Genomic DNA, 12,517 nt, shown 5'->3' with positions numbered 1-12,517 from the left:
CCCAGGAAAAAGGATTGGAAGAATTGAAATAGGTACGCAACGCGGAAAACTCCATCTCGTGAAGCAGACGCACCTCCCTGTATCTGGCCGCCTCCGTGTCAGTGGATGGCGCTACCGGAATATTAATCCCCCCGTTGGCATTGATCGTGCCTCCAAAAGTAGCCGCCGTGGTGATGGACAGAGTAGAGGCGGCAACCCTGTTGCAATTAACGACATTGCCGGATATTTCCCCGGAGGAAGCAAGCGCAGAAACATGGACAACGGCACTGTTTGAGCTGGCGTAAATCGTTGCTCCTCCGTTACTCAATGTAATTTTTTGCCCAGCGGAAAGAGCAATCCCTCCGGCCAGCGTCATGTTGCCTTCAGCATCCACCTGCGGGATGGCGGCCAGGGCCTGCTGGGCCGCGGTGGCGGAACTGGCCGCGCTGGTGGCGGATGTCCCCGCATTGGTGGCCGCCGTCTGCGCCTGGTTGCGGGCCGTGGTGGCCGCCGTAGCCGCAGCCTGGGCGTCTGCGGAGGCTGTACGGACATCATTGCCCAGCCCCTGCATCTGGGCGGCGGTGGCAAGCTCCGTACCACCCACCATCACTCCGTCGTCGTAATCAACCGTGACGGACAGCACGGGGGCTATGGTGGCTTGCGTGATGACGGGCGGATAACTGACGGCGGAGGCGATGCCCCGGCCATCCTTGGCCGCCGTGATGACGGCATGGACGCCCAGCTCGTGAGTGGTCAGATGATCCGCGTCCGGGCCGGCACATATCTCCAGCATGATCTTGTCCCCCCGCCGCAGAGGGACGCCGGGTGTAAAATCCCAGGTCATGGGCTGGTTATTGGCAGGGAGAGCTACGGCGGGAGCTACCCCGGCCACGACATACTTGTCGCTCTCCAACCGCCAGATGCGCAGCCAGTGATGATCAAGCAATCCCGTGTCTGTGTAATAGGTCATGGTCACGCTGCGCAGGCGGCATTGATCGGTCAAGTGGCCGGCCAGCAGCTCGTCTCCCCACTCCATTGCGTAGCAGGCCATGACCGTGGGAGTCTCGGCCTCTCCGGTGGTAAGGGTGGACGATCCGGTAACGGGGTCCACGTGCATGCCGCGCTCTTGCAGAGCGCCGTCCAGTACATCCGGCAGCTGGGCGGCCAGGGATGCGGCCACCATCTCCTCCCAGTTGGCGACGACGTCCTCCGGAGGGACGACGTCTGCCGGCATGATATCCTGGCGCACTGCCACTCTGATCAGCGACGAGGTGCGCTGGGATCCGTCTCCGGCCATGAGGACCAGCTCTCCGACCAGGTCGATGCTCTCGGCACTCCCCATGGCCGCAACCAGCTGGGTCGTGTTGACCGACAGACTGCCGACATAGGCCGCACCCAGGGCGTCATCGACCGGCTCCAGATTGGTGGCGGCCAGTACCAGGGTGTCGTCGCCCAGGGCGGTCTTGACGGCCAGGGCCGGCCGTGTGCCGGAGGGAGTGACGGGCGTGCCATCGTCGAGCAGGGAGACGCGCAGAGGCAGCTTGTCCCCGCGCACCAGGGACAGGTCGGTGAGCGGCACGCCGGAGGGGAGCATGACGGCCATGGTGGCCAGGTCAATGAGGATATCCATATATCAGTGTGGAGGGTGGTGAGTTGAGAGTGGATCCTCCCGGCGATGACGCCGGGAGGAAGTGGCGCTTAAACGACCGAATAGTCAGCGTCGGGCGTGAGCTTGCAGAGCTGGTTGTGGACGACCGAGAGCTCGAATTCGGCCAGAGCCGGATCCGAGGCCGCCTTGGCCGGGTTGACCAGGCGCAGGCGTCCCTGCATGCAGGCGCTCATGATCTTGGCTCCGTCTCGATAGGCGTCGGTCCACTCGGTGTAGACGTAGACGTCGATCTGCGGAGAGCCGGAGTCAAAGACCACCTGCTCGGTGCCCCAGTCCTCGCGGAGTCCAAAGGACAATTGCAAGAATTCAGGGGTGATGTAATTGGACGAGAACAGGAATTTGCGCTTGGTGGTTAACAGCATCTCCTCGGTCTCGTAGGTGCCGCCCTTGTTGGTGCCCTCAATCTCGGATGTCTTGGGCTCAATCTGAGGGTTGCTGGTGCGGATCTTGCCCATGTAGAGCCAGGGACCGGGGGCCTCGTCGGTTGGAGGGACGGGCAGCCAGTCTGCAGACACGGTCTTGGCCTGGTCGCCAGTGCCGATGGCGGCTCCGAATTTGGCGATGTGCACCAGGGAGCCGATGATCAGGCCGGGGATGATAATTCTAGACATGTTAGTGATTAGTTAATAGTTAATGGTTAATAGTTGATGGTGTTGGCGGTTATACGCCGATGCGGACGGCCAGCTTGGCCTCCTCCAGGGCTTTGGCCTGAGCGGCCGTGACTCTGGTGACTGCTCCTGCTCGCCCATAAGCGCCGTTGATGAGCGTGCCCGTCCTGGTCACGCGGACTAACACCAGCGCCTCCTGCTGGGCGGGAGCCTGCGGAGTTGGGCTGGTCGTATCTGTGTTGTTGGTTGTGGTATTGGTCTTAGCCATGGTTGTATGTTGTGGGTAAGGATGATCAAAAATTGACGGGGGCGTACAGGATGACGGCGCGGCCCCGGTAGCCGGTGAGCTTGCTCTTGGTCATGTCGTAGTCCTCGACAGAGGCTACGGAGGGCATGTCGTAGCAGACGCGGTCGACAACCGGGTCCCACAGGCGCACGGCATGCAGCGCCTGCCCGACCATGCCGGACAGACAGCGCAGAGGCGGCATGCCTCCGGGCATCCCGGCTGTCCGGGCAAAGCAGCTCACGGCCAGCACGGCGTGCATGCGCACCATCGGCGCATCGACGCCCATCTCCAGGAGGGGCACGTAGCCGGCCGGCGTGACGGCCACGCTGCCGGGCTGGCCGATGGCCGAGCGGTTGATGGCATCCACCTGGTCCTGGTCGTCCCACACGGTGGGGCACACCATGGCGGCCAGGACCTCGTCCTGCTGCAGGTGGGCGATGAGATGCTCGGCGAGCTTGTAATCCTTGTCCATTGTGTGGAGATTAGAGAGTTAAGAGTTGAGTGTTGAGTTGTCGTCGGCCTGGGCCAGGAGGCGGTTGAGGACCAGGGTGGCGGCGTGCACGGCATACTCGCGCATCTGCTCGCGGGAGGGCATCACCTCCGGATGGGCCGGGATGGTAGCGGACTTGACCAGGGCACCAAGCGGTGTGACGTCCTGGTAGTGGCCGTCCTTATTGCGGCGCTTGCGCTGCTTGACGCGGGCCAGGATGGCGCTGCCGGTATCGACGTCGCCCAGCACCATGACCTCATCCTCCGGGATGTGGAGGCTGGCCAGGGAGCGCCGGCGCAAGGGGGAATCCCTGAACGGGATGAGCAGGCTCTTGATGCGGCGGCCGGTCACCTCCGACTTGCGGCCGGAGGGCTTGACGGTGCCGCCCAGCCACTGCAGGCGCACGCCGATGTGGGTGATATCAATGGTGGCCTTGTTGTCCCGGATGACGGGAGGATTGACCGATCGCTTGGCCGCGCCCCAGAATCCCTGGGACTGGGTGCGGTCGACCATGCCTTGGAAACTATCCCGCACCGCCTGGCGGGCGGCCCTGGCCACGTCGGCCACCATCTCCGTGCGGATGGCTGGAGCCAGGGGGAGCCGGTTGAGGCCTATCACATCGACGTGGAGCTTGATCATGAGTTGACATCGGTTAAGGGTTGAGGCATAAGAGGGACATGAGTGGGATGGACGGCAAGATCAGTAACCGCGACCTGCGCTGGTGGCTCAAGGAGCTGGCCAGACCGCGCGATGCTGCAGCCACCACTGCCCGGCCGGAGGCGTCCGACTGGGAAAGCCGGGCACGAGCCCAGGGCTGGCAGCCGGCCAGACCGTTTGTAGGCGGCCGCAATGGCAACGGCCGCCAGAACCGCCATCTCCGGCGTAAGGGTTGATCTGTTATTGCTGCTCGCTGACATAGACGTAGGTGGGTGTACCGTCCCTCCCCCGGACGATCTTGTTGACTCTGTGGCGCACGCCCTGCATGATCAGCACCTCGCTCTCATTGGTATGGGGATGCTGGTCGGTCTTGTTGACGAGCCGCCTCTGCTCCTGGAGAGTGCGGACGATGGTGTCGATGCGGTGGCCGGAGCGGTAGTCCTCGTTGACCAGGATGATCCTCTCGTTGCCCGGCTTGCCGCCGGCCGCAAACCGCTGCGCCGTCTCCTCCGTGCGCGACCAGCTGTCCACCATCTTGGTGGGTAATGCCTGGTAGCCGTCGCGCTTGATACGATCCAGGAATTGGTCGGCGTTGTTAGAGTCGATGGACATGCCCCGGTAGAGCGTGCCGCTCTCCCGGACGTCGGTGGGCCTGATGCGGTTGACGGCATCGTAGAGGGCGTCCCACTCCTCCTGGGTGGCGTAACCCTGGACGCCGCGCTGCGCCCGGTCAAATTTGCGCTGGTCCTCCACAAATTTGACGACGGCGCGGGCCTGGGTGTCCGGGATGACGGGAGGGCGCTGCCCGCAGATCACACGCCCGGCCTCGCTCCAGTGTACCGGGCGTGTGCCGTTGGGGTCGGTGTAGTAGACGCGGTCTCCCTCCACCTCCACACAATCCGCCAACGCTCTGGCAAATGCCTGCTGCAGGTCGCCGTCCATCCTGGCGACGGACGCCTCCAGGCTGGCGTTGAGCGACTCGTTATCCATCCCCTCAATCGTCGCCTCCGGGATAACCAGGCCGTGGCGCTGAGCCTCCTCGTAATCGACCGGATCCACTCCCATCCCACTATTATAGTCATAGGGCGGGTACGGCAGGTCAAACCGGCTGAGCTTGCGCCAGATGGGCGAGGTCAGTAGTGCAATGTGGGAGCCGTCGGTGGCCACGCCCTCGTAGTTGACGGCGGCGGCCGCCTCCCTCCAGCGGGCGGCCCAGTCCCTGGGCTGTCGGCTGTAGCGCTCGCGCACCAGGCGCTGGGCCGGGTAAGCAATCGACCCCATCATGGAGTCCCGGTAGGCCTTGCCCTGAACCATGGCTACGTTGGTATCCAGGATCAGGCGCTGGCGGGCATCAGAGTTGAGGTCCTGGATGGTGCCCTCCGTGCCCGGCTCCGGACGGTAGCCGGTGGCACGCAGCATCGCGCGGACCTCGCGCAGAGCGTCGGCCTCGGACAGATTGCCATCCACGATCCCCTGGGAGCGATCCCTAAATCCCTGCACGCGGGCATAACACCCCTCCCTGGCTGTCCAGTAGGAGCGCTCCCGGATGTCCGGATCCACGCCGTCCCAGTCTGCCGACGACATGCCGGCAGCAGGCACCGTGACCTTGGATTGCATCAACTCTGAGGGACTTGGCATGGATTTATAAATTACTAAATGTTTTTGTCTTTGATCTTTGCCCCGTCAGGGGCATCGTCTTTAGTATTTGTTCCCGCGCCCCCGTCCAGGGGACGGGAACAACCCCGGCGCTCCGGAGCCGTAGGCGGGACGCGGTCCCTGGACGTAGGGACGCTTGCCGGGAGGCACGGGCATGCGGCCGTCCGGAGCGATCACCCGGTGGGTGCCGGCCCGGACGGCCTCCAGCCGCTCGTGGGCGGCTGTGTTGGCCTTATCCCGGTCCTCGGAGACCGAGACCGCAAACCGCTTGAGCAGACGCCAGGCGATCATGTCCAGGGCCTCCGGCTTGAGCGTGCGCGGGATGGTGGTGTCGCTCTGCAGGTCCATCACATTGGCGGCGTTGCCCGCGATGGCCTCGCGCACGGCTGCCGTCACGTCCTGGATGATGCCGGGCACGACGGTGCCCTTCGTGTCGGCGGCCGTGATGGCCTCCAGCTCGGCGCGGTCGATGACCTCCGTGAGCATGTCCGCCGTCAATGTGATCCAGTGGAGCATATCAGTTAATAGTTAATAGTGATTAGTTAATAGTCTTATACTGTTACCTGTTAACTATTACCTGTTAACTCATCTCCCACCGGGGCGGGATCGTCGAGGTGCAGGATCATATCGACGAGCGTGTCACACATGCCGATGGCCTCGGCAGCCTTGCGCAGGTCGAGCATCTCGTAGGGCTTGGTCCGGGCCAGGATGCCGCTGATCACTCCCCCGGCGATGATGGCTGTGATCTCCTGTCTGGGAGTCAGGCCGTCCTGGATGGGACGCAAGGAGGCTGCGTATGGCTCCAGGGTCTTGGCGGAGCCATGCAGGGCATCATACTCGTGAGTGGTCATGTTGCGGCCGGGATCGTCCCCTGTCGCCGGGCAGTCACTGTCACCCTTGGCGGCGGGAGCGGAGGGCTCTACGGCAGGTTGACGGGCGGGACCGGCTGCAGGCTCCGGTGTGGATACCTCGGCAGCGGTATCCTCCACGGGCGGCGTGGTCTGGTCCTGGTCGGTATTGGTGGGGGTCATCTCCTGGGCGGGAGCCTGAGGAGCGGCGGCCTTGTTGGTCTTGGTTGATTGGACGATTGCCATAATAATATTTAGTCTTTGGTCGTTAGTATTTTGTCTTTGTTTTCCGCCGCCCGGAGGCGGCGGAAAAACCGCATCAGGCAATCTGCATGCGCATCATGGCCGACGGGGCGGCAAACACCACCTTGTGATGGCCGCGCACGCGCAGCCACTCCGTGGAGATGTCCTCGTCGCGGTAGGTCTCCACCGTGCTGTACATGTCATCTCCCGCGAGGTTAAGGGTCTTGAGCGCGGAGATGTCATCCAGGGACGGGTTGTCGTCAGCGTAAAACAGGTAGATGTTGTTGCCCACGACGTTGACGTTGTCCACCTCTGCTCCGCCCACTCCTCCCGGATTGTAGGAGGCGATGGTGCGCATGACCTTGACCGGCGGGATGTCGTCGCCCTGCAGGCCGATGAGCTCCAGGAGCGTCTCCGGCGTGAGGACCTTGCGGCCCATCTCACCCATCATGGACTGGACCTCCGTGTTGGCCTGGATGTCCGCCCAGATGTCGCGTGTGGTCAGGATGCGGTTGGGGTAGACGCCGTTGTTGACGGCGAATTTGTTGATGAGACTGGTCAGGATGCTGACCACGGGCTTGGAGCGGTCGCTCCACTTATTGGCCTCCGTGATGCCATCCACCGACGTGATGCCGGGGATGACGCTGTTGGCGTAGTCAAACACCTCCTTGTTGTGGGAGATGAGCATGTGCCGTGCCAGCGCGCGGGTCTTGGACTGGCGCAGGCTGTTGCGGTAGACCTCCTCGTCCACCGCTCCGAGCAGCTCGCGGTCGTCAATGCCGATCTTGAGGACGTGCTCCTCCAGCATCACCGGGACGTCCTCGCCACGGATGTCGATGGTACGGGGCGAGTCGTACATGGGGCGGCGGGTGTCGGATGTGGCAAACGCGTCCTGTCGCAGGTAGCGCTTGTAGGTGGTCAGCAGGCCGGGGGCCTTGACTCCCGGCGCGAGAAAGCGAGCCGGGTCGTGGGTCTGGGTGCCGTACCAGCCGACAATGTAGTTGGTCAGCGGCAGGTTGACGGCGTAGGTTGCGGATGTACTCATGCTATGTAATAATTAATAGGTAAGAGTTAATAGTTAGGCCTTGGCGGCAGTGGCGGCCGGACGGGCGACGAGGATGACCTCGTGGAGGCAGTCGCCCTGGCCGCTGGTATTGGGGGCCAGGGACCTGGCCACGACAACCTCGCCGGCTGCGCCGGTGGCCGCCTTGACGGTGGCATCGGCGCACAGCGCCAAGTCGGTGCCGGTCTCAATCGTGCCGGGCGTCTCGTTGAGGCGCGCCTGGACGATGCCCGGATGGGACTGGAGGATCAGGTCGCCGCCGTTGCCGTCGGCTCCGTCGCGTCCGTCAGGGTTGCTGACAACACCATCGGGGATGTCGGTGGCGGAGGTCACCAGGGACATGGTCTTGCCGTCTGCGGAGAGCTTGGCGAATTTGCCCTCGCTCTTGTCGGTGCCGGTGGTGCCGGCCGGCCAGTCGCGGCGCAGCACGGGAGTCTGCTTGATAATCATGTTATTTAATAGTTAATGGTTAAGAGTTAATAGTTATTGATGGATGGTAACGATACTGTTAACTATTACCTGTTAACTGTTACCTCGCCGCCGCCCGGCGAATTCCTCGGCCGCCCTGGACCAGGCGCGATCGTACTCGCCGGGGGTCAGGGCACGGCCGTGCTTGGTTACCTCGGCGTCCACCGCCTTGCGGCAATGGGCCACCAGATCGACGTCGCTCTGCGGGATCTGGACGGCCTTGCCCTCCGGCGTGCGGTGGGTGACTACTCCGGCGGGAGTGATCTTGCTGTCCATGCGCCGGCCGCCCTGGTTGTTGTGCAGCTGGCGCGTGAGGGGAGCCTTGCTGTGGGCCTGGGTGGCGGAGCCGGACTCGGCGGCCTGCTGCTTGAGCAAGTCAAAGTCCGTCTTGAGGTCGGTGACGGCCTTGAGGATGTCGTCGCCTGTTGCGGTCTCGGAGAGGTTGAGCACCTTGGCAATCTCGTTGCAGATGCCAAGCCAGCCCTCGTCCTCGGAGTTGCAGTTGGTTTCGTCGTTGTCGTCGTTGTTGGTGTTAGTCGTATCGGCCGCCTCTTCCTTCTTCTTTTCCTCCTCCGTGTTGGACGGAGGGGGATTGTCGGAGTTGGTGTTGGTATCGTTGACCTTGTTCTTGTCCTCATCTCCGGGGGCGGTGCCCTCGGAGTGCAGGACCCGTTGGTGTCGTTGTTGTGTACTCATGTTATTGTGGTGATGAGAGATGCTCATGCTGCGGCTGTGGACGACCACGTCGCCGGCAGCGGATTGGCGGATGATGCCCGGCTGGGCCTCGTGGTCCGGGTTGTTGGTGACGGCCAGGCCGGACAGGCGCGTCGGTCTGTAGCCGTCCTTGTATGCCTGTTGGTAGTCGGCCAGCTTGTACTCGGTGCTGTAGGCCCAGTACTTGCCCTGGTTAAGGTCGCGGTGGGCGTCGTCCACCCAGGCGATGTAGGCGGCCTGGTAGAGGCGGCCATCTACTTGCCCGTAGTCCAGAGCCTTGCACCAGCCCAGGGCCGGGTTGTCGCCGGTCGTGCGCAGGTAGAGGTGGTCGTTGTTGACCTGGATGCCGTTGCCGCCGTTGACGGCGGGGTCATAGGACTCGCAGATATCCTGCAGGGCTGCCTCGTCGATGACCTCGTCCACGTCCCAGCGCTTGTCCGGGGCGATGGAGGTGTCGGGCACCGGGATGGTGTAGGTGCCGGCCGGCTCAATCAGGTACCAGCCGGCCTGCGGGACCTGTCCGACGGGGTACGGAGCGCAGGAGGAGGGGTCAAATGGGGGGATGCCGCGGGCAATGTATCTGTCTCGGTAGCTGCTCATATATCGGATTTGGCTGAATTTGCGCCGTGCAGGGGTCGTGCAGGGGTGGATGTGGCAAGAGACGGGTCAATGGCCGCCGCGCGGCGTCTCCCCTCGTCACGGGCCACCTGGAGGCGTCGGGCAATCTGGAGTGCCGTGGAGACGATCTCCTCCTCTCCGGGCACCTGCAGCATCAGGGCCAGCTGGGCCTGCTCCTCCGGGGAGAGGGGCAGCAGCTCCAGCGTGACCCGCTCCAGGCGCTCGTCGATGTCCCGGAGACGGTGGGCGACCACCTCCTCCAGCCGGCGGCGGGCCGGCTCCCAGAGCGTGGTGCTGCGGTGCAGAGCCAGGGTGGTGAGGGCGTCGCGGCGGCGGGAGTTGAGCGTGTAGGGCGTCTCCTGGGGGGCGGGCTGCAGGGGCATCTTGACGACACCCTCCATGGTCTGCTGCTGGGGCACGTAGCCGGCGGCCTTGATGGCGTAGAGCTGGGAGGAGGATACCCCGGCAGTCACCTGCCAGCCGGTGCGCTCGCTGACCTCGGCGTCGTCGATGTCGTAGCCGGCGGCGCGCAGGGCGGCCGCGTTGGCAATCTCCTTGTCCGGCGTGGTCTTGTCCACGCACGAGAGCGTGAATTCCACCAGGTGCGGCTGGCCGGGGTGGTACTCGTCGAGCACCCGGTTGACCAGCTGGGCCGTCAGCACGGTGGCGATGGAGGACGATTCGCCCGCCGCCCAGTCGGCAAACCCGTCGGCCTGGGCTCCCCCCGCCAGCGTGCCGGAGCCCGACTCGGTCATCACGGTCAGCTTGCCGGCCGTGGTCAGCATGGCGATCTCCTCGGTGGCTACCTTGTAGCGGCGGTCAAACAGGTCGACGCTCGTCTGGGACACAGGGACGGACTTGATGTCGGCACCATGGTCGATGACGCCGGTGGCGGCGGACAGCATCCTGGCCGCCGCCTGAATGTATAGCTGGCGCAGGTCCTCCGAGCAATCCGCCGGGAGGACAAAAAACGCCGGAGGAGTGCCCAGATGCTCCAAGAAGACGTCCCACTGGGCAAGTGTGGTGCTGCGGTTGAGTACCAGCATCTGGGCTGGCATGTCGATGGGCCGGGGATGCAGGCGCAGGATGAGGTCGTCCAACGGGACGGGCAAAGTCTCACCCCGGTAACGGCCAAACTGGGCGTTGGGGTTGTAGCCCCATGCCCCACGGTAGCCGTCCCGGCACATCAGCCAGTTGTCGATAGGCAGCAGATGCAGCCCATCGCTGTCGGCGTAAGGTTGCAAGAATTTGTAGTGGCGGCGGGACGCCTGGGACAAGGCGGTGATGGCCTCGTCCATGTTGACGATGGCGTTGCAGAGGTCGGTAATGGTGCGCTGCTGAGCCTCAGCCAGCAGGCTGTCGCGGTCGTCCAGATCGGGCTTGACGGTGATGGACCAGTCGTACTTGTCCAGAGCGTCGTCCCTCTTGGTGAGGCAGGTCAGCAGCATCGGATCGTATTGCTCCATCTGCTCCCAGATCCACTGCTGCTCAGCATAGGCTCCCAGCTGGCACTCCTGCAGGCAGCGGCGCACCGTGTCCACGCTCAGGTAGTCCAGCGGGCAGACGCGCTCAATCTGGCGGCGGCGCTCCTTGTCCAGCTCGGACAAGGGCAAAAATCCAAACATGCCCGGCCTGCTGTCCTGGGAGGGATTGTCGGGAGTCGTGAGCGACCTCTGCACGCCCTCTGCATGGGGCTTGCGGTGGAGGATGTAGTTGTAGAGTCGTCTGATCATACTATGCTGCTGCCATTAAGCGGTTGAGGGAGGGACGGCCGCCAAAGAGAGAGCCGTGGGAGCGGCCGCCAAACAGGCCGGCACCCTTGATGATGCGGCTGCTGCCTGGAGCCGGGAGGTGGTGTTGCACGTGGCCGTCGGCGGCGCGCAGGGCCAGAGCCAGGGCCGTGCAGCGGTCGGAGTGGCCCTCTCTGGTGTGAGGGGCCTCGTAGGTGTAATCCGTGCCTCTAAAGATCTGCTGCATGGCGTGCAGGTCCTCGCGCACCTCCACGTCGATCGGGATGCGGACACGGCAGGGAGACTCAAAGGCCTGTCGTAAGCGTGGGAAAATCAATCTCTTAAAGGCCGTCGTAAACGTGCACAATTCGATTTTGCCAAACTCGTGGCCCTCCGGATGCCAGCGCCCAAACTCCTTGACCAGCACGTCGCCCATGCCAATCCCCACGCCCGTATAGTCGTAGCACACCCGGCGAGCGGCCTTGATGCGGTGCCTCAACACCTCCATCTGGTCGGGCACGGACATGTTGCGCAGCACCAGCACCTCGCGGGTGACCAGCACGTCTCCCACCCGCTCCAGCGTCCAGCAGACCGTCGGGTCGTTGGTGCGGCCAAAGTCGATGCCCAGGCGCAGGTCCAGCTTGTTGCCCAGGTAGATGGCCGGGTCGCAGGACACTGTGGCACTGGCCGACTCCGCCGTGGCGATCAGGTCGTAGGGCAGCAGCACGTTGGACGAGTCGAGAAATTCGCACATGTACTCCTGCGCCCAGCCAATGGGGTCGTCTAGGGATTCCCGCAGTTCATCAATGTCGATGGGCAGCCCATCCTCCACCGCCTTGGCAATCGTTACCACATGGCAGGACCAGTGCTGCTTGCGGCCCTCCCTGGGATGGATCAGGTTGTCGTTGATGATCTTGTACGTCCTGGCGCCACGCCCGGTCTTGCCGTTGGGGGTAGTAATGAGGCGGACCTTTTTTTCACCCCCGCGCAGGGGGTTGGTGATGGAGGGCAGGACAGCACGCCATGTCGCATCGGGGTCCTCGAAAAATGCAAACTCCGTTAATACTAAGTTAGCGCTAAATCCTCGCACGGTATCCGGACGGCCCGGCACGGCCAGGATCCGGGAACCATTGGCAAACGTGATGGAGCCGGACTTGAGCAGCGTGTTGGGGCCGTCCTGGCGCTCAATCTCCTCGGCGGCCAGGGCAATGGAAAAAGCCTCAGCCCACTCCTTGCACTTGGAGAGCGACTCCATGGCCTGGCGCTCGGAGGGAGCCGCAATCATCCAGGTGGTCTTGGCCCGGACCATCGCATCCCTCACCGCCTCCGCCGCGGTGGAAAAATCCTTGCCGCTCTGACGGCTCCAGATGCCGGCCTTAAAGCGGCTCTCGTCCGCCACCCACTGCGCCTGGTAGGGCAGCAGCAGCTCCAGCGGCGTTGTGATCAGAGAGGAGGACATTGGAGAGTTGAGTTGTTATTAACTATTAA

Annotated in this window: 14 protein-coding genes; 1 reads left to right on the top strand and 13 read right to left on the bottom strand. The window is 63.6% G+C overall.

All coding sequences use genetic code 11. The annotated features are described in order from the left end of the window. The 5 genes from HMPREF3039_RS02205 to HMPREF3039_RS02185 all read right to left on the bottom strand — a co-directional run. Positions 1-1,609, bottom strand: a 1,609-nt coding sequence (locus HMPREF3039_RS02205; protein WP_197457875.1) for a hypothetical protein, incomplete at its 3' end; no start/stop codon positions are given. A gap of 68 nt (positions 1,610-1,677) precedes the next feature. Next, positions 1,678-2,259: a hypothetical protein gene (locus HMPREF3039_RS02200; protein WP_067573284.1), complete on the bottom strand. Its 582-nt coding sequence runs from the start codon at positions 2,257-2,259 to the stop codon at positions 1,678-1,680. Positions 2,260-2,308: 49 nt separating this feature from the next. Next, entirely contained in the window at positions 2,309-2,524 is a 216-nt protein-coding gene (locus HMPREF3039_RS02195; RefSeq protein ID WP_067573282.1) for a hypothetical protein, read from the bottom strand. Positions 2,525-2,549: 25 nt separating this feature from the next. Next, complete coding sequence (locus HMPREF3039_RS02190; protein WP_147550273.1) at positions 2,550-2,945, bottom strand: hypothetical protein; 396 nt, start codon at positions 2,943-2,945, stop codon at positions 2,550-2,552. An 87-nt stretch (positions 2,946-3,032) separates the two neighbouring features. Next, positions 3,033-3,671, bottom strand: coding sequence for a hypothetical protein (locus HMPREF3039_RS02185; protein ID WP_067573278.1), 639 nt, complete (start codon positions 3,669-3,671; stop codon positions 3,033-3,035). Between the two features lie 20 nt (positions 3,672-3,691). On the opposite strand from HMPREF3039_RS02185, the gene HMPREF3039_RS13510 reads away from it, so the two are divergent. Further along, positions 3,692-3,925, top strand: coding sequence for a hypothetical protein (locus tag HMPREF3039_RS13510; RefSeq protein ID WP_147550270.1), 234 nt, complete (start codon positions 3,692-3,694; stop codon positions 3,923-3,925). 4 nt (positions 3,926-3,929) lie between these two features. Here the strand turns inward: HMPREF3039_RS13510 and HMPREF3039_RS13505 are convergent, their stop codons facing one another. From HMPREF3039_RS13505 to HMPREF3039_RS02145, 8 genes are all read right to left on the bottom strand, one after another. Then, positions 3,930-4,679: a hypothetical protein gene (locus HMPREF3039_RS13505; RefSeq protein WP_147550268.1), complete on the bottom strand. Its 750-nt coding sequence runs from the start codon at positions 4,677-4,679 to the stop codon at positions 3,930-3,932. Positions 4,680-5,387: 708 nt separating this feature from the next. Next, positions 5,388-5,861: a phage protein Gp36 family protein gene (locus HMPREF3039_RS02175; RefSeq protein WP_067573275.1), complete on the bottom strand. Its 474-nt coding sequence runs from the start codon at positions 5,859-5,861 to the stop codon at positions 5,388-5,390. Between the two features lie 50 nt (positions 5,862-5,911). After that, on the bottom strand, positions 5,912-6,439 hold the full coding sequence (locus HMPREF3039_RS02170; RefSeq protein WP_067982835.1) for a hypothetical protein: 528 nt from the start codon (positions 6,437-6,439) through the stop codon (positions 5,912-5,914). 73 nt (positions 6,440-6,512) lie between these two features. Continuing rightward, complete coding sequence (locus tag HMPREF3039_RS02165) at positions 6,513-7,481, bottom strand: hypothetical protein (protein ID WP_067573271.1); 969 nt, start codon at positions 7,479-7,481, stop codon at positions 6,513-6,515. A gap of 33 nt (positions 7,482-7,514) precedes the next feature. Continuing rightward, entirely contained in the window at positions 7,515-7,949 is a 435-nt protein-coding gene (locus tag HMPREF3039_RS02160; protein WP_067573269.1) for a hypothetical protein, read from the bottom strand. A 72-nt stretch (positions 7,950-8,021) separates the two neighbouring features. Continuing rightward, complete coding sequence (locus HMPREF3039_RS02155) at positions 8,022-9,281, bottom strand: hypothetical protein (RefSeq protein ID WP_067573267.1); 1,260 nt, start codon at positions 9,279-9,281, stop codon at positions 8,022-8,024. Further along, positions 9,278-11,032: a phage portal protein family protein gene (locus HMPREF3039_RS02150; protein ID WP_067982833.1), complete on the bottom strand. Its 1,755-nt coding sequence runs from the start codon at positions 11,030-11,032 to the stop codon at positions 9,278-9,280. Before HMPREF3039_RS02150 ends, HMPREF3039_RS02155 begins: the two co-directional genes overlap by 4 nt. Position 11,033: 1 nt before the next feature. After that, positions 11,034-12,488 (bottom strand): terminase large subunit domain-containing protein, encoded by a 1,455-nt coding sequence (locus tag HMPREF3039_RS02145; protein ID WP_067573262.1) that lies wholly within the window; start codon positions 12,486-12,488, stop codon positions 11,034-11,036. Between the last annotated feature and the right edge of the window lie 29 nt (positions 12,489-12,517).

The organism is Akkermansia sp. KLE1798 (genome assembly GCF_001580195.1).
GTDB lineage: Bacteria > Verrucomicrobiota > Verrucomicrobiia > Verrucomicrobiales > Akkermansiaceae > Akkermansia > Akkermansia biwaensis.
This window is presented reverse-complemented; position numbering and strand designations above follow the sequence as displayed.

Coding starts and splice junctions, on each gene's coding strand:
- HMPREF3039_RS02200 (WP_067573284.1), bottom strand. CDS start 2,259: ATGTCTAGAATTATCATCCCCGGCCTGATCATCGGCTCCCTGGTGCAC.
- HMPREF3039_RS02195 (WP_067573282.1), bottom strand. CDS start 2,524: ATGGCTAAGACCAATACCACAACCAACAACACAGATACGACCAGCCCA.
- HMPREF3039_RS02190 (WP_147550273.1), bottom strand. CDS start 2,945: ATGGTGTGCCCCACCGTGTGGGACGACCAGGACCAGGTGGATGCCATC.
- HMPREF3039_RS02185 (WP_067573278.1), bottom strand. CDS start 3,671: ATGATCAAGCTCCACGTCGATGTGATAGGCCTCAACCGGCTCCCCCTG.
- HMPREF3039_RS13505 (WP_147550268.1), bottom strand. CDS start 4,679: ATGGATAACGAGTCGCTCAACGCCAGCCTGGAGGCGTCCGTCGCCAGG.
- HMPREF3039_RS02175 (WP_067573275.1), bottom strand. CDS start 5,861: ATGCTCCACTGGATCACATTGACGGCGGACATGCTCACGGAGGTCATC.
- HMPREF3039_RS02170 (WP_067982835.1), bottom strand. CDS start 6,439: ATGGCAATCGTCCAATCAACCAAGACCAACAAGGCCGCCGCTCCTCAG.
- HMPREF3039_RS02165 (WP_067573271.1), bottom strand. CDS start 7,481: ATGAGTACATCCGCAACCTACGCCGTCAACCTGCCGCTGACCAACTAC.
- HMPREF3039_RS02160 (WP_067573269.1), bottom strand. CDS start 7,949: ATGATTATCAAGCAGACTCCCGTGCTGCGCCGCGACTGGCCGGCCGGC.
- HMPREF3039_RS02155 (WP_067573267.1), bottom strand. CDS start 9,281: ATGAGCAGCTACCGAGACAGATACATTGCCCGCGGCATCCCCCCATTT.
- HMPREF3039_RS02150 (WP_067982833.1), bottom strand. CDS start 11,032: ATGATCAGACGACTCTACAACTACATCCTCCACCGCAAGCCCCATGCA.
- HMPREF3039_RS02145 (WP_067573262.1), bottom strand. CDS start 12,488: ATGTCCTCCTCTCTGATCACAACGCCGCTGGAGCTGCTGCTGCCCTAC.